The organism is Limnospira fusiformis SAG 85.79 (assembly GCF_012516315.1).
GTDB lineage: Bacteria > Cyanobacteriota > Cyanobacteriia > Cyanobacteriales > Microcoleaceae > Limnospira > Limnospira fusiformis.
The window spans coordinates 5,917,442-5,933,400 of record NZ_CP051185.1 but is presented as its reverse complement, the minus strand read 5'-3'; the positions used below and the strand labels follow the sequence as shown (position 1 = coordinate 5,933,400).

The 15,959-nt window shown below is 43.1% G+C and carries 18 protein-coding genes; 15 read left to right on the top strand and 3 right to left on the bottom strand.

Annotated elements, in window-relative coordinates; all coding sequences use genetic code 11:
- The first annotated feature begins 16 nt into the window (after nucleotides 1–16).
- Nucleotides 17–904, top strand: coding sequence for a hypothetical protein (locus HFV01_RS27655; protein ID WP_006622465.1), 888 nt, complete (start codon nucleotides 17–19; stop codon nucleotides 902–904).
- Nucleotides 905–960: 56 nt separating this feature from the next.
- Here the strand turns inward: HFV01_RS27655 and HFV01_RS27650 are convergent, their stop codons facing one another.
- Nucleotides 961–2,565: a cation:proton antiporter domain-containing protein gene (locus HFV01_RS27650; protein ID WP_193520605.1), complete on the bottom strand. Its 1,605-nt coding sequence runs from the start codon at nucleotides 2,563–2,565 to the stop codon at nucleotides 961–963.
- Nucleotides 2,566–3,015: 450 nt separating this feature from the next.
- Here HFV01_RS27650 and HFV01_RS27645 point away from each other — a divergent pair, with 450 nt between their 5' ends.
- Nucleotides 3,016–3,444 carry a DUF2996 domain-containing protein gene (locus HFV01_RS27645; RefSeq protein ID WP_006622462.1) on the top strand — a complete coding sequence of 143 codons (429 nt, stop codon included), beginning with the start codon at nucleotides 3,016–3,018 and terminating at the stop codon, nucleotides 3,442–3,444.
- 58 nt (nucleotides 3,445–3,502) lie between these two features.
- The gene (msrB, locus tag HFV01_RS27640; protein WP_006622461.1) at nucleotides 3,503–3,901 is read left to right on the top strand and encodes a peptide-methionine (R)-S-oxide reductase MsrB; all 399 of its coding nucleotides are present in this window, start codon (nucleotides 3,503–3,505) and stop codon (nucleotides 3,899–3,901) included.
- An 87-nt stretch (nucleotides 3,902–3,988) separates the two neighbouring features.
- Here the strand turns inward: msrB and HFV01_RS27635 are convergent, their stop codons facing one another.
- Nucleotides 3,989–4,195: a hypothetical protein gene (locus tag HFV01_RS27635; protein WP_006622460.1), complete on the bottom strand. Its 207-nt coding sequence runs from the start codon at nucleotides 4,193–4,195 to the stop codon at nucleotides 3,989–3,991.
- Nucleotides 4,196–4,507: 312 nt separating this feature from the next.
- Here HFV01_RS27635 and HFV01_RS27630 point away from each other — a divergent pair, with 312 nt between their 5' ends.
- Nucleotides 4,508–4,948 carry an Hsp20/alpha crystallin family protein gene (locus tag HFV01_RS27630; RefSeq protein ID WP_006622459.1) on the top strand — a complete coding sequence of 147 codons (441 nt, stop codon included), beginning with the start codon at nucleotides 4,508–4,510 and terminating at the stop codon, nucleotides 4,946–4,948.
- A 264-nt stretch (nucleotides 4,949–5,212) separates the two neighbouring features.
- On the opposite strand, the gene HFV01_RS27625 is transcribed toward HFV01_RS27630, so the two are convergent.
- Entirely contained in the window at nucleotides 5,213–5,371 is a 159-nt protein-coding gene (locus HFV01_RS27625; protein ID WP_193520604.1) for a hypothetical protein, read from the bottom strand.
- Nucleotides 5,372–6,051: 680 nt separating this feature from the next.
- Here HFV01_RS27625 and HFV01_RS27620 point away from each other — a divergent pair.
- From HFV01_RS27620 to HFV01_RS27570, 11 genes are all read left to right on the top strand, one after another.
- On the top strand, nucleotides 6,052–7,032 hold the full coding sequence (locus HFV01_RS27620; RefSeq protein WP_006622457.1) for a DnaJ C-terminal domain-containing protein: 981 nt from the start codon (nucleotides 6,052–6,054) through the stop codon (nucleotides 7,030–7,032).
- Between the two features lie 35 nt (nucleotides 7,033–7,067).
- The gene (locus HFV01_RS27615) at nucleotides 7,068–7,337 is read left to right on the top strand and encodes a hypothetical protein (protein WP_006622456.1); all 270 of its coding nucleotides are present in this window, start codon (nucleotides 7,068–7,070) and stop codon (nucleotides 7,335–7,337) included.
- Between the two features lie 33 nt (nucleotides 7,338–7,370).
- Nucleotides 7,371–8,597 (top strand): HhoA/HhoB/HtrA family serine endopeptidase, encoded by a 1,227-nt coding sequence (locus HFV01_RS27610; RefSeq protein WP_193520603.1) that lies wholly within the window; start codon nucleotides 7,371–7,373, stop codon nucleotides 8,595–8,597.
- Nucleotides 8,598–8,713: 116 nt separating this feature from the next.
- Nucleotides 8,714–9,589 (top strand): ion transporter, encoded by an 876-nt coding sequence (locus HFV01_RS27605; protein WP_006622454.1) that lies wholly within the window; start codon nucleotides 8,714–8,716, stop codon nucleotides 9,587–9,589.
- Nucleotides 9,580–9,798, top strand: a complete 219-nt coding sequence (locus tag HFV01_RS27600) for a hypothetical protein (protein ID WP_006622453.1) — start codon at nucleotides 9,580–9,582, stop codon at nucleotides 9,796–9,798. The genes HFV01_RS27605 and HFV01_RS27600 overlap by 10 nt, the downstream gene beginning before the upstream one ends.
- Before the next feature lie 28 nt (nucleotides 9,799–9,826).
- Complete coding sequence (gene bioF, locus HFV01_RS27595) at nucleotides 9,827–11,005, top strand: 8-amino-7-oxononanoate synthase (RefSeq protein ID WP_006622452.1); 1,179 nt, start codon at nucleotides 9,827–9,829, stop codon at nucleotides 11,003–11,005.
- Nucleotides 11,006–11,049: 44 nt separating this feature from the next.
- Complete coding sequence (locus HFV01_RS27590; protein ID WP_006622451.1) at nucleotides 11,050–11,733, top strand: SDR family oxidoreductase; 684 nt, start codon at nucleotides 11,050–11,052, stop codon at nucleotides 11,731–11,733.
- Between the two features lie 50 nt (nucleotides 11,734–11,783).
- Nucleotides 11,784–13,076: an S-layer homology domain-containing protein gene (locus tag HFV01_RS27585; protein WP_006622450.1), complete on the top strand. Its 1,293-nt coding sequence runs from the start codon at nucleotides 11,784–11,786 to the stop codon at nucleotides 13,074–13,076.
- A 14-nt stretch (nucleotides 13,077–13,090) separates the two neighbouring features.
- The gene (locus HFV01_RS27580; protein ID WP_006622449.1) at nucleotides 13,091–14,341 is read left to right on the top strand and encodes a peptidase U32 family protein; all 1,251 of its coding nucleotides are present in this window, start codon (nucleotides 13,091–13,093) and stop codon (nucleotides 14,339–14,341) included.
- A gap of 60 nt (nucleotides 14,342–14,401) precedes the next feature.
- Complete coding sequence (locus HFV01_RS27575; protein ID WP_006622448.1) at nucleotides 14,402–14,689, top strand: hypothetical protein; 288 nt, start codon at nucleotides 14,402–14,404, stop codon at nucleotides 14,687–14,689.
- A 109-nt stretch (nucleotides 14,690–14,798) separates the two neighbouring features.
- Nucleotides 14,799–15,959 (top strand): U32 family peptidase, encoded by a 1,161-nt coding sequence (locus HFV01_RS27570; RefSeq protein WP_006670040.1) that lies wholly within the window; start codon nucleotides 14,799–14,801, stop codon nucleotides 15,957–15,959.

Sequence of the window (15,959 nt, the reverse complement as noted above, 5' to 3'; positions counted from 1 at the left end):
GCAAGGAGTCTGAATTGTGAGTAAGTCTATTATTGAATTGGTTGATGAACTCCCTACTGGTGGGATAACTGTAATGGTGTTGCGGGGGCTAGATTTTGCAGTTCCTGGTCAGTGGGATAATTTGGTAGGTTTTGAAAATACCGTTAAAACTATCACTGGCGAGGATGATCCGGGTCTGATTCAGGATATCAGTGAACGCGCCCTCTGGCTTTATAATGATAAATCTCAGGGCTACCAACGCGCACTTTGGCTATATCAAACTATTGACAGTGCGGGGACCGCTTTAGGGACGGCGGCGCTGGCTAATAAAATTAGCCAGAATGTCAGTTTTCTCGGTTTCCTGGGGAACTTGACCCCCAAAGCTGATAAAGCACAGGCGATCGATTTATCTTTAAAGGTGGTCACTGAATTGGTCGCCTTTTGCCAAATTAATGGCATTCCTGGGGATAGTATCGGCGATTTTGTCGCCTCTCTCGCTAACTATGGCGGCGAGTCTATCATGCGTATGGCGGCTTTGGTCTGTTTGGATGGGTTAATCCCTTTGGGTCCCGATTTTATTCAAAAGGGGTTGAGTATTATTGCGAATTTGACTCCCTCTGAATTGGAGAAAAGTGAGGGTTTTAAACGGATTAATCCCATGATTCCTGGGGGAGACCCAGACGGAAAGCTGCATTTTGTTCAGGAAAGTTTTAATTCCGTCACAGGTTGGATGAGTGGTTTTGTCAGCGATCATGATTTGACACCTTCTAAGGTGGTTAGCAACCTTCAGAGTTTTGTCGATATCGCTGACGATAAGTTGGATTATGTGGCGGCTTTCCTCGACATGACCACTAACTACTACACTCATACCGGTATTCAAACTCTGGCGCGACGTTTAATTGAACGTGCTTACGCTGAGATTTAACACTACCCAATTGTAGAGATAAGACACCCGCCTTGTCTCTACTTTCTCTGGTTTCCTTATACGGTAATTACCGGAATTGTACTCATCTCTAAAACGGCTTGAGAGACTGAGTTAACCATCATCTTTTTACCGTTCATGGATTTGGTACCAATTACTACATCAGTCACCCCGCGACTTTCGGCGGTCTTGACAATGGTTTCTGGTACTAATCCTGATAATACCAGAAATTCAAAGCGGATATCTGCTAGAAGTTGGTGCGCTTGTTTTTCTAGTTGTAATCTTCCCGGTTCGTCTCCCACATTATCTACATATAAAACGATGATTTGACCATGGCTGCGCCGCGCTAGGTCGGCGGCTTTTAGCAATACGGAAGTTGATAGGGGTGACGGGTCTACAGCAGCTAATAAAACTGGATGACCTTTAACGGCTACTTTGGTGGGGTCTACTTCTCCCCTTTCTAAGAGTTTCGGCGCAAATACTTGGGTAGACCAAGCACCCAAGGGGGCGGTTACTAGAATTGCTAAGGCGGCGATCGCTAAAATTATTTCCCCTCCCTCAATTCCCGCCGCTAAAGGTAAAGCACCAATAGCCGCTTGTACGGTGGCTTTTGCCATATTTCCCGGCAATAAAAACAGCTTTTCTTGGCGATTCCAATTACTCCCTAATGTCGATAAATACCAGCCTATTCCTCTACCTATTACCAGACCAATTACTATTAATAATAAACCCGGTAATAAGACATCCCCTAAAACCTGTAACTGAATGGTAGCCCCCATGATTACAAATAAAACAATTTCCGCTACTATCCACAATACATCAAAACTATTGCGGATTAATCGCGCTAGGGGGGCATCAAATTCGATTAAAAAGAATCCCATCGCCATCACGGCTAGATAGCCGGAGTAGTAGGGAAAGGTGTTGCTGAAAATTACCAGAAACAGTCCTAAACTGGCGGCGATGATTATGTCTTGAACTACGTTGCGCGTCCAGGTCTGCTTGACTAATAGAAATACTAATAATCGCGCGCCTAGGAAACCTGCTACTAATCCTAGGACGATTTCTAGGATTACTTGGAATGGTAGAATTTGTAAGGATGATAGGCTGATGAACCCTAGGTTAATGGCTTCTGTACTTCCTGAACCCAGAAAGTTTAGCAGTAGGCTAAATACTAATAATAGCAGGACATCTGATAAGGCGCTACCTGTTAAAATCGCGTCGGGAATGCCTTTGGTCACACCCCAGCCTAGGCTTTTTAGGCGCAACATTCCGGGGACAATAACGGCGGGTGACTCTGCGCCGACTACGCAGCCTAATAGTAGACCTGTCATGAAGTCAAAATTGAATAGGAACATTGAGGCGATCGCTACTACTAAGGCTTCTATTGAAGCGGGGAAAAATCCTAGCCGGAGGGCGACTGTTCCTTGTTGCGCTAGTTTAGAGCGATCGAGTCCTAGACCTGCTTTCATTAAAATGATCATTACGGCTACCAGTCGCAGATCATCGGCAGCCCCTAGGACTTCTGGACTAATTAAGTTGCCAAATTCCTTACCCATGATCATGCCAATCCCAATCATCCCAATTAGAGGCGGCGCACCTAATCGGCGGGCAAGTTCCCCAGCAAAAAAACCCATCACTAGGATTAATATCGCACTCGCTAACATCCTTTAAATTCCCTCACTGCGGAAAATTGCATCCTATGCACATAATGTCGATTTTGTCAACATCTCAGAAAATGGCGATCGCTTTTGGCTTCCAAACTCGTGCATCGTGAATTTTAACTTGTGGTGAGAGAATAATTTAGGCGACGATATAATCAGGGTTGTAGCCTCTATTTTGGCATCAAGACACAGGAACCCCTTGGATGCGATTTATCTGAGGATACCATAACCCCCAGAATCTCGTCAACTTTTTGCGAGAGATTAGCAATAAAAATGTATTAATTCTTAACAATCTTTGGAATATTAAATAGATGGAGGGGCATAGATTAGCAAAACTGATGTGATTATCTGAGGGTGACTGTTGTGGAAAGTGGGGAGGTTTGTTGGGGGAAGGCGATCGCGATCGAATAGCGATAGAATACGTTTGGGTGAATTGTAACTCAGGAACTATCGATGTCAGAAGAAGAAAAGAAAAAACCGGCCGCCAAGGCGAAAAAGGAGAAACCCCCCGCAGTGGAGGATAAGCCGTTTCCAGAGTTTATCGAAAATCATTATATTCCGGCGGTTAAGAAAGCCCTGGAGGAACAGGGAATTACAGATCTCGATGTGGCATTAGTCAAGGCTAAGTTTCCGCCTAGCCTACAAATTGCAGAAGATTGTTGGCAGGTGACGGGAAGCTGGGAAGGTGGCGCACGGAAGTTTAATATCTACTTTCCCCAAGAAGATATTAAGGGTCCAAAGTTTTTTTCCTGGGCGGCTAATGGTACTCAACCATCGGCGATCGAGGGATTTTTGGGAGATGAGCGCCGGATTACTTTAGATTTGCTGGTGTTTGGGGTGGTTCAGCGCCTGAATGCTCAAAAATGGCTGGCGTTGAATTAGGTTTTAAGTTAGGCTTTAAGTTAGGCTTTGGGAGAACACAAATCGGAGTGACTCATTTATGGTTGAGAAAGTACAAAAAACTGAGGCAGAGTGGAAGCAACAGCTAACACCAGAACAGTTCAAAGTCACCCGGAAAAAGGGGACTGAACGCGCTTTTACTGGCATATATTACGATAACAAAGAAAAGGGTGTTTATCGTTGTGTTTGCTGTGGTAATGAGTTATTCACCTCAGAAACCAAATATGATTCCGGTACGGGATGGCCAAGTTTTTGGGAACCGGTTTCGGAAAATAGTGTCCGATATGAACAGGATAATAGTTTGTTTATGCGCCGGGTAGAGGTACTCTGTGCTAAGTGTGATGCTCACCTAGGCCATGTTTTTGAGGATGGACCAAGACCGACAGGAAAGCGTTACTGCATGAATTCGGCTTCCCTAGACTTTCAAAAGACTGACTAGGTTAATGGGTTTTTAGTAAGTCTCACCGAGAATATTTAGATAATCCAGCCCGGTACTTTGGGGCTGGATTTTAATTTGATGGGGGTGCTAATTGAGTTTTAAAGCGCTAACAGGGACATCATCCCAAGACTCGACAGTGCGGAGTTTGGCGACCCAACCCATTTGCTTTTGAGTTTCGGTGAGATTGTTTTGGAAAGACTCATGACATTCCATAGCTTGAGTTTCGTCACAACAAGCAATGCAAGAATAGACAATACCATTGGGATCTAGCTGTTCGTTGACCCAAATTTTCATAGTACCCTCAGTACCCTCAGAGTGTGGATTGTCTAAATATAACGCTGCTTCTGGGGAAAAGGCAAGGCAAGTCGGAAATCCGGCTGAGACCGGGGTACTATCTGGATTAATGAATGATGGGGGTGGGTTCACTTTTCACGACCATTAAGGTACGGTTTAACGTACCACCAAGGGAAACTAAAGCAGTTCGGTTATTGCCATATTCTCAGTGTTTAAAACCGAATCCAAAACTAAGATAAATTGACTATTCTGTAAGACAAGAGGTAAGAGATAACCTCAAGTAAACCAGGATATAAAACAGGAGCAAAGATTATGGCAATCATTAGTTTTAATTGGGAATCTTTCCGGGAAATTGACACTCTGCAACGTCAAATGAATCACTTGTTTGATAGCTTAACTACTACTTCGGAAGATGTGGGTTCTGCATTTGTACCAGCAGCGGAACTTCAGGAAACGCCGGAAGCCTTACATCTGAAATTAGAAGTTCCCGGAATGAATCGCGAAGATATTGATGTACAGGTAACAGCGGATTCTATTGCTATCAGTGGGGAACGGAAATTAGAAAGACACACGGAAGAAAAAGGAGTAACCCGCAGTGAGTTTCGCTATGGTAAATTCCGCCGGGTGATTCCTCTACCAATTCGGGTCCAAAATACTAATGTTCATGGAGAATATAAAGATGGCATTCTTAGCCTGACTCTCCCTAAAGCTGAGGAAGAAAAAAATCGGGTGGTTAAGGTCGATCTGGCTTAAATCAGTTATAATGTAGGTGAAGGTGCGAGACGTTTAGGAGGTGCGAGACGTTTAGGAGTGAAATAAGGCTGCAATGCCTGAAATAACCTCCTAGAGGGAGATAAACTGTCAACCAGTTTACCCCTTAACTGTATATATGTCCCAACGCTTAGGAAGGTGTGATTCTAAGCAAGGTAGGGAACTCATGGTCAATCCCATTTTAAGAAATCGCAATACACCGTCCAAGTATTACCTAGGAGGAGTATTATAACTTACTTGGAGCGATTATGGGAAAGAGTAACGGCGATAGCCACCCCAAGTTTCAGAAATCACAAATCTGGGATTTAAGCGGGGAACGGAAGGCGTGAGGGAAAACCTATTCCCAAAATCCGACCACTGCCAACCATCCATGATTAGGGAAACCGAATGTCTGGCCTGAACCATCGTCAACATTAAGTAGCGAAATAGGTTGACACGCTGCGCTCAAAAGAGCAAGGGGAAAAGTAGGAGTTTCTTCACACTACCTACACAGACCTTTAATTTTACCCCGGTGGAAAGGACAAATCTAAAGATGGAATACCCATATATACGGAACGTTTAAACCCCTATTGGGCTCTCTGCGAGTACATCTCGTAAAGTAGTGAAAAGTGTAAGCGAATGCCCATAAGGGGAAAGGATGTGACTGAAAGCCAATGCCTAACTGTAATGGTTGGGATATGCCCACTAGTCACGGTGTGGATATAGAGACTGCAATAAATAGGAGTATAGTGGCGAAAACGAGTTTAAAGACTACGTGTGGCATAAAGCTCCTAAAGTTGAAGTCATAAAGCGAGGGGTCGTAACCTTGTTCCTACTGACAATAGGGTATCCACATCAGGAGCCGTGTGATGTGAAAATATCAAGCACGGTTTTGAATTGGAGTTAGGGAAGGTGACTTCCCTTTCGACCATAACTGAATGCTGATCTGGCTGGCTGATATGTACTCTGAACCCACCAAACCAGCGACTAGACTGCTAATATAAGAGGTAATAAGTTGGGAATGGGGAAGTAAAGGTGATCTGGCTTTGAACCCAATTCCCAATTTTGTTATCTTGTAGATAAGCGTGCGAAGGAGGTGCTTGCTGATGTCATCTAAAATGAACTATAAAGATTATTATGGGATTTTGGGGGTGGATAAGAATGCCAGTCAACAGGAGATCAAAAAAGTCTACCGGAACTTAGCGCGGAAATATCACCCTGATGTGAATCCTAACGATCGCGCTGCGGAACAAAGATTTAAGGATATTAATGAAGCATACGAGGTTCTTGGCGATCGCGATAAACGACAGAAGTATGATCAATTTGGGAAATATTGGGACCCTTCTAGTGCGGGACCACCACCGGGAGGGGTAGGTGATTTTGACTTTAACCAATATGGTAATTTTGATGACTTTATTAATGAGTTACTAGGCAGGTTTGGCGGTAATCCTCGCCAGCCCTACGGCTATCCCAATGGTAGCGGTTATAGTGCTTTTGATGAGTTTGGCGACTTTTTTGGCGGCGGTAATAGGGGTTATGAACAAGTACCGCCCCGCGATTTTACGGCCACATTGCCTCTGACTTTTTCGGAGGCTTTTAAGGGGGTGGAAAAGAAATTTAACTTGGATGGAGAAACAATTAAGGTTAAAATTCCCCCAGGCGCGAAGCCTGATAGTCGGATTCGCTTAAAAGGAAAGGGGGGAGTTAGTCCGACTTCTGGAAAAAGAGGGGATTTATATTTGACTGTTGAACTGGAACCACATCCGTTTTTTCAGTTTGATGGAAATGATTTAATTTGTGAGGTGGGAATTACTCCAGAGGAGGCAGTTTTAGGGGCGGAAATTCAGGTTCCTACCCCTTCGGGTAAGGTGACAATGAAGGTTCCCCCAGGGGTGGCATCGGGACAGTCTCTGCGGCTGCGAGGTAAGGGTTGGCCGATTCCTAAAGGGGGACAAGGTGATCAGATTGTGCGGCTCAAGGTGGTAGCACCGAAAACTTTAAGCGATCGCCAACGACAACTATACCAAGAACTACAACAAATCAGCAGTTTTAACCCTCGTCAAAACCTAGAAAATTGGCTTAATTAAGTAAGATGTATAACCACTCACCAAAAGGAGAAGCTATGAACTCTCAAACTACCTGGGAAAATTTGGTAATCAATCAAACCGGAGAAGTTCGTGACTGGGTGAAAAGGAAATTAATTGAATCGGAAAATATGGCATCTTCTACCCGTCCGATTCGGAATTTTGAACGGGACGATTGGGAAAATGCCACAGTTGTAGATGTGGAAACTATCGCCTCTGAGGTGGTAGATGATCAGCCTGAAAGGTTATGGCGCAAGGTGAATGGCTGGTTTAAAACAGCTAGTGATATTTTGTGGCCGGCTATCTAAAATATAATCAAATGCTTGTTGGGAGACTGGTTAATGCAAGACAAAAAAGGATCTAATTTTGGTCAGTTTGGCGGTTATGCGATCGCCATTGTGTTGAGTGTAGGGTTAACTTTAGGATTCCTGCGATTGTTTCCTGATTGGTTAACCCCTGTAGCCCAGGCGACCATTAAGCAGGAAGTAGTAATGGCATCAAATACGCCACCGGAAACGGTGGCGCGTGTCCCCCAAAGGGTCGGAAATTTTGTCTCCGATGCTGTCAATCGTGTGGGTCTGGCGGTAGTGCGATTGGATACAGAAAGGACTGTTTCTACTAATATTCCTCAACCTTTTTTTGATGATCCATTTTTCCGGCGTTTCTTTGGGGAAGATATGCCACAATTTCCCCGGGAATATCAACAACGGGGACAAGGTTCGGGTTTTATTGTGGACAGTAATGGGATGATTTTAACTAACGCCCATGTTGTCCGAGGTGCAGATAAAGTTACCGTCACCCTGCGAGATGGTCGCCAATTTCAAGGAGAAGTTAAAGGCGCTGATGAACCTTCTGACTTAGCGGTGGTTAAGATTAATGGTAATAATTTACCAGTGGCTAAGTTGGGAAATTCGGCGGAAGTACAGGTAGGAGATTGGGCGATCGCTGTTGGTAATCCCCTCGGATTAGATAATACCGTGACTTTAGGAATTGTTAGCACTTTAAACCGCCCTAGTTCTCAGGTAGGAATCCCTGATAAACGCCTAGAATTTATCCAAACAGATGCCGCTATTAACCCTGGAAATTCTGGGGGACCTTTGTTAAATGAACAAGGGGAAGTAATTGGCATAAATACAGCCATTCGCGCTGATGGTCAAGGGATTGGTTTTGCCATTCCTATTGATACCGCTAAGGCTATTAAAGACAATTTAGCCAGGGGTGAAAGAATCCCTCATCCTTTTATTGGTATTCGGATGATTACTTTAACACCAGAATTAGCTCAGGAGTTTAATAGTGATCCTAACTCCATGGTGATGATTCCTGAAATTGATGGAGTTTTGGTAGTTCAGGTTATTCCTGACAGTCCAGCCGCCAACGCCGGTTTACGTCGCGGTGATGTGGTGACTAAAATTGATGGTAAATCCATTACTCAAGCAGACCAACTACAGAGGGTTGTCGAAAAAGCCCAAATTGGGAAGCCTTTAAGACTGGAAGTGAGACGAGGAAATGCTACGGAACAAATCGCGGTGCGTCCTGGGGAACTACAGGATGCTAACTTGAGTCGGTAAGACTGGGGCTATTCCCTAAGTTGACAATTGTGAAAGTGGCGATCGGGTAATCATTACGCGATCGCTGCTTTTCGTGTTTTATAATAAAGTCATCACATTAGCTGGGTTTATGAATCATGCTACCAAAATTAAAAAGACGACTTTTCCTCATTTTAGAAGTCTGGACTATCCATGATTCATTTAGTAAAATTTTTGATTTTTTTATTATTACTTTAATCGTCCTCAATGTCATCGCAGTTTCTTTGGCGACTGTCGCTGACTTGAGACAAAGATATTATGTTTTATTCCAAAACTTTGAATATTTTTCCATTGCTGCCTTTAGCATCGAATATCTTTTAAGGCTGTGGTCTTGTACCATAGATGAACATTACAAGCATCCATTGTGGGGACGAATTAAATATATGTTTACCCCTTTGGCTTTAATTGATTTGATGGCAGTTTTACCCTTTTACTTGCCGATGATGATTCCCGATATGAGGGCGGCGCGTTTATTTCGTTTAATTCGATTTTTGCGGTTTTTTAAACTGACTCGATATCTTAAATCATTTAACCTAATTAAAAGTGTATTAAACAATAAAAAAGAAGAGTTAATTATGACTCTGGGTATGGTGATAATTTTGTTATTTTTCTCCGGGAGTATCATCTATTTTTTGGAAAATGAAGCCCAACCAGAACAGTTTGCTAATATTCCTTTAGCCATTTGGTGGGCGGTAGTCACATTGACGACCGTTGGCTATGGTGATGTTTATCCCATTACCCCCTGGGGGAGATTATTGGGGGCGGTTCTCGCCATCACTGGTATTGGTATTATTGCACTTCCCGCAGGTATTATCGCCTCTGGCTTTGCGGAGGTCATTGAGGAAAGAAAAGCCCAAAAATATCAAGTCACTACATTTATATGCCCCCACTGTGGTAAAATGATTAATAGTAATGACCTAAAACACGCCCGTCATAGAATCAAAAAAGAGGAGATTATAGAAGAATGGGACTAGAAAGAAGAATGTGTAGGGAAATGTTTGAACCCACGGAAGTGGTGGAACTGCGCCAGATGTGTTTTACCCCTAATCGCATTTGGCAAGCCGGACAATATATGGTGGGGGAGTTGCCAGATATTGCCTTTGATATGGGATTAGTGGAAAGACTGCCTTCCGTGCGCGGAAATAGTGCGGATATCGATACTATTAACCCCTCTGAACATTGATGAATTTCCCCGATTAAAAAAACGAGTTATGGTTAAAGATGCTTATGGGTGGATGCAGCGATCGCTCAATACCATTCACCAGGCTAATTGGTATCGTTCCGTTACACCCATTGCTAGTCTTCCCGGTCCTATCATTACTGTAAATGGGCGAGAAATGCTCAATTTTGCCAGTAATGATTACTTGGGTTTAGCAGGGGATAAACGTTTAATAGAAGCCGCCATGAATGCGACCCGTGAGTGGGGGACAGGAACCACTGGCTCGCGACTTTTAACCGGACATCGGGAATTGCACAGACAGCTAGAATTGGCGATCGCCAACCTCAAAAATACCGAAGATGCCATAGTTTTTAGTTCCGGTTATTTAGCTAATATTGGCACTATTAGCGCCCTCGTTAATCAGCGAGATATCATTCTCTCTGATGAGTATAACCACTCCAGTTTAAAAATGGGGGCAAAACTCAGCGGCGCGACCGTTTTTAACTATCCCCACAGCGACATTAATCACCTAACCAACCTGTTAAAAAATCATCGCCACCAACACCGCAGAAGTCTAATTATTACCGACACTCTGTTTAGTATGGACGGTGATTTATCCCCCCTACCACAATTAGTAGAACTCGCCCAAGAGTTTGATAGTATGTTATTAGTCGATGAAGCCCACGCTACCGGAGTCTTTGGAAAAAATGGCGCGGGTTGTGTCGAATACTTCCATTTGACCGGGACTCCCCTGTTACAAATGGGAACCCTAAGTAAGGCTTTAGGAAGTTTGGGAGGTTATGTAGCAGGTTCAGCCACAGCCATTGATTTTTTGCGAAACCGCGCCCCTAGTTGGATTTATACCACCGGTTTAACTCCAGCCGATACAGCAGCCGCTTTAACAGCAATTAAAATTGTCCAACAAGAACCCCAACGACGCGCTAAATTATGGGAAAATGTGGCAACTATTCAGGCAAAATTAAAGAATATTGATAATTCTGAAAATCCCAATTTTTCCGGCTTTACCAGTTTTACTTCCCCCATTTTATGCTACCCCCTAAAAAATGCAGCGATCGCTTTACAGGTAGCCCAAAAATTACAACAGCAGGGAATTTTTGCCCCCGCCATTCGCCCCCCCACCGTCACCACCAGCAGGCTGCGGATTTCCTTAATGGCAACCCATGAACCAGAACATATTGACAAATTGATAGAGTTTATTATGGCAATTTAAACGATTATCTGTTACACTAATTAATGGCTAAATAGGAGTTAATGATGAGTAAGATTATTTTAATTACTGGAGTAAGTCGAGGTTTAGGTAGAGTTTTGACCGAGAGTTTTATTGATTTAGGACATACCGTTATTGGTTGCGCTCGTTCCCGGGAACCCATAGACCTGCTGACCCAAAAATATGGAAAACCCCATAATTTTCAAGTAGTTAATGTCGAAGAACCTCAAGCCGTAGAAAATTGGATTAATCACCTATTCAAAAATTATCCAGCCCCCGATATAGTCATTAATAACGCCGCTATAATTAATCCACTTGCGCCCCTGTGGGAAGTGCCACCCCATGAATTTAATCAGGTAATTGATGTCAATATTAAAGGAGTAGCAAATGTGATCCGCTATCTAGTCCCCGCCATGATGAAACGGGGTACCGGTATCATCATTAATCTGAGTTCCGGTTGGGGGCGATCTACTTCTCCCCAGGTAGCCCCCTATTGTACCTCAAAATGGGCGATCGAAGGGTTAACCCAAGCCCTCGCGCAGGAACTTCCCCCAGGGTTAGCAGCCATTCCCATGAGTCCGGGAATTATTCACACAGATATGTTAGAAATTTGTTATGGGGAAGATGCAGCCGCTTTTACTTCCCCACAGGAATGGGTAAAAAAAGCAGTTCCCTTTATTCTAGGACTTAGCCCCAAACAAAATGGGGTTCCCGTAACTGTTCCCAATTAAATTATCAGCCATTTTTTGAGTAATTATTAACCCATTTATCACCAAAAATCGTGAAAATTATCAGCCAATATTTAATCAAACTTATCCCCATCATCGGCATAACTGCCCTATTAAGTAGTTGTGCCAACAGTACCCTAGGAGACTCCTTACAACAATCTTTAGAAGCAGATCCACAACTCCAAGAAAATCCCCCTTTTCAGGAATCGGCTGCCACAGAAAATCAGCCTATTTCACCCCCTGATGATTTTCTGAAATTACCCGAAAATTTCCCCCAGGAAATCTCCATTTATCCCGGTTCCAGCTTACAAGATGTCACCCTCGCCGCCAGCGATACACAAAAAACCTCAACAGTTTGGCGAACCACCGACCCCATTGATTTCGTCAGAACCTACTACCAAAATAGATTGGCATCAGATGGCTGGGAAATAGTTAGCAATGCTGACCAAGAAAGTGATGGTTTGTTGGTGGCGACTAAACAGGATTTACAGGTAACAATTAACCTGAAATTAGACCAAGTATTAGAGGGAAAAACTAAGTTTTCTATAGATTATTCTCGCGACCCAGAAGCGATCGCCTCTCAACCCCAACCTACCCCTTCCGAGTCTCCAGAGTCTCCTGACCCTACAGCCGCCACTTCAAGTCCTACCCCAGAACCTGAAACTACTCCCACCCCTACCCCCACCCCTTCTACAACTGGCGACATTCCCCAGGAATTAAAACAGTTTGCTATGGATGTCGCCAAACTAGGTGTTTTTGAGCAAAATTTTCCTAATCCTAACCAAGCTATTACCAGGGGAGAATTTGCCCGCGCTTTAGTCCAAGCAAACAATAAGATTTATGCTGATATTCCAGGTAGACAAATTCGTTTATCCATTTCTAGTAGTCAACCTGTATTTACCGATGTTCCCGCCAATCATCCCTATTTTGCCGAAATTCAAGGATTAGCTGAAGCTGGCTTAATTCCTAGTTCTTTATCTGGGGATACTACCGCCGTTCAATTCCGCCCAGATGCCCCCTTAACCCGCGAGTATTTAATCCTTTGGAAGGTCCCCTTAGATATCCGCCAAGGCTTACCCCAAGGGACTGTAGATGCCGTTGAACAACGTTGGGGATTTCAGGATGCCTCCAAAATTAATAGTAATGCCATCAGGGCGATTTTAGCAGATTTTGATAATGGAGATAATGCTAATATTCGGCGAGTGTTTGGGTTTACTACCCTATTTCAACCGCAAAGAACTGTCACCAGGGCGGAAGCAGCGACAGCTTTATGGTATTTTGGATTTCAAGGAGATGGGCGAACCGTTAGAGAGATTTTAGAAGTTAATCAGACACCAGTTAGTTAAGCAGTTTTTTGATTATGTGGAAACCAGAACTATTAGCCCCAGCCAAGAATTTAGAAAGATTACAAGTTGCCATTACCTATGGCGCAGATGCTGTCTATCTAGGCGGTCAAAATTATGGATTGCGAGCTAGGGCTGATAATTTTAGCCCCGAAGATTTACAGAGAGGTGTCACATTTGCCCATGAACGGGGGGCTAAAGTTTATGTAACTTTAAATGCTTTCCTCCATGATGAAGATTTTAGCGAATTTGGGGATTATTGTCAACTGTTAGAACAGCTCAATGTGGATGCAGTCATTGTCTCCGATTTGGGAGTTATGCGAGTTATTAACAACTGTTCTAATCTGAAAATTCACCTATCAACTCAGGCTTCCTGTTTAAATGGATATGCAGCCAGACTCTGGGCTAGATTTGGGGTCGATCGCCTAATTTTAGGTAGGGAAGTTAGCATCACCGAAGCTGGTCAAATGCGGGCTAAATTCTCAGCCGAAAATCCCCAAGCAGCACCCTTAGAAATTGAGATGTTTATTCATGGGGCGATGTGTATGGCATATTCTGGACATTGTACCATTTCTAATTATACCGCCGGACGGGATTCTAACCGAGGTGGATGTATTCAATCTTGTCGCCTTCCTTATCAACTATCTTCTGAGGATTCTACCATTACGTTTATGTCCTCCAAAGATTTGTGGGGTATCTATCAGGTCGGTGATTTTTTCAAACATCACATTTGTTCCCTAAAAATTGAAGGACGGATGAAATCATCCTTTTATGTAGCGATGACTTGTAAAGCCTATCGTCGGGCGATTGATGCTTATTCTCAAGGTGAGTTAACCCCGGAATTATTGCAGGAAATAGCGGCAGATTTACAGTCAATTCCCCACAGGGATTATTTTTCTGGTTCCCTAGAAACGGCGGCGGGTGAGGGTTCGGTTTTTGAGCAAGCCGCCGGAAATAATACCGGAACTCATGATTATTTAGGGATGGTTTTAGATACGACTGAAGAGGCGATCGCTATCAAATTGGTAGAACCTTTATCTGTGGGAGATAAAGTCGAGTTTATCCTGCCTCATGGTCAGCCTATTAATTATCAAGTTAATAGTTTATTTTCCGTAGTCGGTGAGGAGATTAATTTTATGCGAAAAGATGGTATTGTTTGTATTACCAAAGTCCCCGAATTAGCGCAGGTTCACCAACTGCATTTGCTGAGATTATCTCCATCCAAAGTAGAAATAACAGCCCCATACTCTATGGTTACTGGTAGTTAATTAGGGAATAATTGATGCTATAATAAACTAATTGCTTTAAATAGCCGGGAAACGTGGAGCATGAAAACTGATGTTAAAGCAGCGGCGATCGCTGCCAAACAATATCTTATTTCTCTATGGGAGACTATGGGCAACCTAGATATTCAAGATTTGAGAGTCGAAGAAGTCGAACTTTCTGAGGATGATCAATCTTGGTTGATTACTTTAGGCTTTACTCGTCCAGCCGATAGATTAGAAGATCCTTTGGGTGAAGTTTTGGAGACTTCTCGCTATCGGCGAGAGTATAAAATATTTAAGGTGGATGCCGAAACTAGCCAGGTTAAATCCATGAAAATTAGACAGGTATGATTCGCGATTTAGATATTTTATTGAAAATTAGCTAGTTATCTGCAAAGCCAATCAATTGATGTGATTAACTTTAACCATTTAAGATTCTAAAATTAGGGAATAATAATTGATGATATTTAATACTTTTGTGGGTAGTTTAGAGGACTTAGATAGATGCGCTAGGGTAGCTAATTTGGGGGAGGTTTTATTAGAACCTTTTTTATTAGCTAGACAGGGAAAGTTAACCGCGCCAGAGGTTTTTTTTCTGGCGGAAGAGGCGAAAAAGCGGGGGTTGCGTCCGGTTTTGGTGTGGGATATTTTAATGACCGAAGGGGTGATGATGCAAATTGTCGATCGCCTCTGTGATTGGGATCTCCTAAATTTTGCCGCTATTCGAGTATGTGATCCCGGCGCGGCAGAATGGTTAATCGTTCATTATCCCCAATTACCTATTCAGTTAATTGTAGAGACAGGAAATCATAATTTTGAGGCATTAACAGGATGGTGTGAACTGTTCGCTGGATGTTTAGAACGTCTGATTTTATCAATTGAAATTCCCGAAAATAAGTTAATTAAATATTGCCAGAAATTACCAGTACCCTGTGAAGTCTTGGGGGTGGGGAGAATTTTGCTTTTTTACTCACCCCGATCGCTATTAGCTGAACATATATCAGAGGAGAATAATCAAGGTTTTCTTGAGGTCAAAGCTAGGGCAGAAGAAAATGGCGATCGCCCCCTTCCTGCGGTAGAAACTCACCACGGAACTTTTCTATTTTTAGATAAAGATTGGTTTATTTTAGATCAACTTGAGGGACTACAAAAGGCGGGTTTACATACCCTGCGCCTAGACCTCAGACATTTCGGGAAAAATGGTAATTTAGCTCCAGATATTGACCAGATATGTGAGCAAATTTTCACCGACCCAGTAACCCTTAAAAACCATTGGCAGACTGAAGCGCGATCGCCATTTTTTAAAGCTAATCGAACTACCTCTATTTTCTCCCGAATGAAGTCAAAATCCAAAATTTCCCATTATCGCAATGATTTATGTGTCGCTGAAGCATTGGGGGGAGAAAGTGGTAAATATATCGTTTTCCAAGTCCTACGTCCTTTTGATATCTCCGAAATTAATCAAGTGGTAATTCCCACCGGAGAAAAAGTTAATATTCCTGAAACTGTGACATTTAAGAATCTCCAAGGATACCCAATCACAAAAGGCGATCGTGACCAAATTATCATCACCAACTGGATTAAAAAAGTTACCCCAGGTAGTTTAATTTTACGCAATTAA

What these genes read in the sequence shown, in the direction of transcription:
- HFV01_RS27650 (WP_193520605.1), bottom strand. Translation starts at nt 2,565, where the DNA reads ATGTTAGCGAGTGCGATATTAATCCTAGTGATGGGTTTTTTTGCTGGG.
- HFV01_RS27645 (WP_006622462.1), top strand. Translation starts at nt 3,016, where the DNA reads ATGTCAGAAGAAGAAAAGAAAAAACCGGCCGCCAAGGCGAAAAAGGAG.
- msrB (WP_006622461.1), top strand. Translation starts at nt 3,503, where the DNA reads ATGGTTGAGAAAGTACAAAAAACTGAGGCAGAGTGGAAGCAACAGCTA.
- HFV01_RS27635 (WP_006622460.1), bottom strand. Translation starts at nt 4,195, where the DNA reads ATGAAAATTTGGGTCAACGAACAGCTAGATCCCAATGGTATTGTCTAT.
- HFV01_RS27630 (WP_006622459.1), top strand. Translation starts at nt 4,508, where the DNA reads ATGGCAATCATTAGTTTTAATTGGGAATCTTTCCGGGAAATTGACACT.
- HFV01_RS27625 (WP_193520604.1), bottom strand. Translation starts at nt 5,371, where the DNA reads ATGGTTCAGGCCAGACATTCGGTTTCCCTAATCATGGATGGTTGGCAG.
- HFV01_RS27620 (WP_006622457.1), top strand. Translation starts at nt 6,052, where the DNA reads ATGTCATCTAAAATGAACTATAAAGATTATTATGGGATTTTGGGGGTG.
- HFV01_RS27615 (WP_006622456.1), top strand. Translation starts at nt 7,068, where the DNA reads ATGAACTCTCAAACTACCTGGGAAAATTTGGTAATCAATCAAACCGGA.
- HFV01_RS27610 (WP_193520603.1), top strand. Translation starts at nt 7,371, where the DNA reads ATGCAAGACAAAAAAGGATCTAATTTTGGTCAGTTTGGCGGTTATGCG.
- HFV01_RS27605 (WP_006622454.1), top strand. Translation starts at nt 8,714, where the DNA reads ATGCTACCAAAATTAAAAAGACGACTTTTCCTCATTTTAGAAGTCTGG.
- HFV01_RS27600 (WP_006622453.1), top strand. Translation starts at nt 9,580, where the DNA reads ATGGGACTAGAAAGAAGAATGTGTAGGGAAATGTTTGAACCCACGGAA.
- bioF (WP_006622452.1), top strand. Translation starts at nt 9,827, where the DNA reads ATGGTTAAAGATGCTTATGGGTGGATGCAGCGATCGCTCAATACCATT.
- HFV01_RS27590 (WP_006622451.1), top strand. Translation starts at nt 11,050, where the DNA reads ATGAGTAAGATTATTTTAATTACTGGAGTAAGTCGAGGTTTAGGTAGA.
- HFV01_RS27580 (WP_006622449.1), top strand. Translation starts at nt 13,091, where the DNA reads ATGTGGAAACCAGAACTATTAGCCCCAGCCAAGAATTTAGAAAGATTA.
- HFV01_RS27575 (WP_006622448.1), top strand. Translation starts at nt 14,402, where the DNA reads ATGAAAACTGATGTTAAAGCAGCGGCGATCGCTGCCAAACAATATCTT.
- HFV01_RS27570 (WP_006670040.1), top strand. Translation starts at nt 14,799, where the DNA reads ATGATATTTAATACTTTTGTGGGTAGTTTAGAGGACTTAGATAGATGC.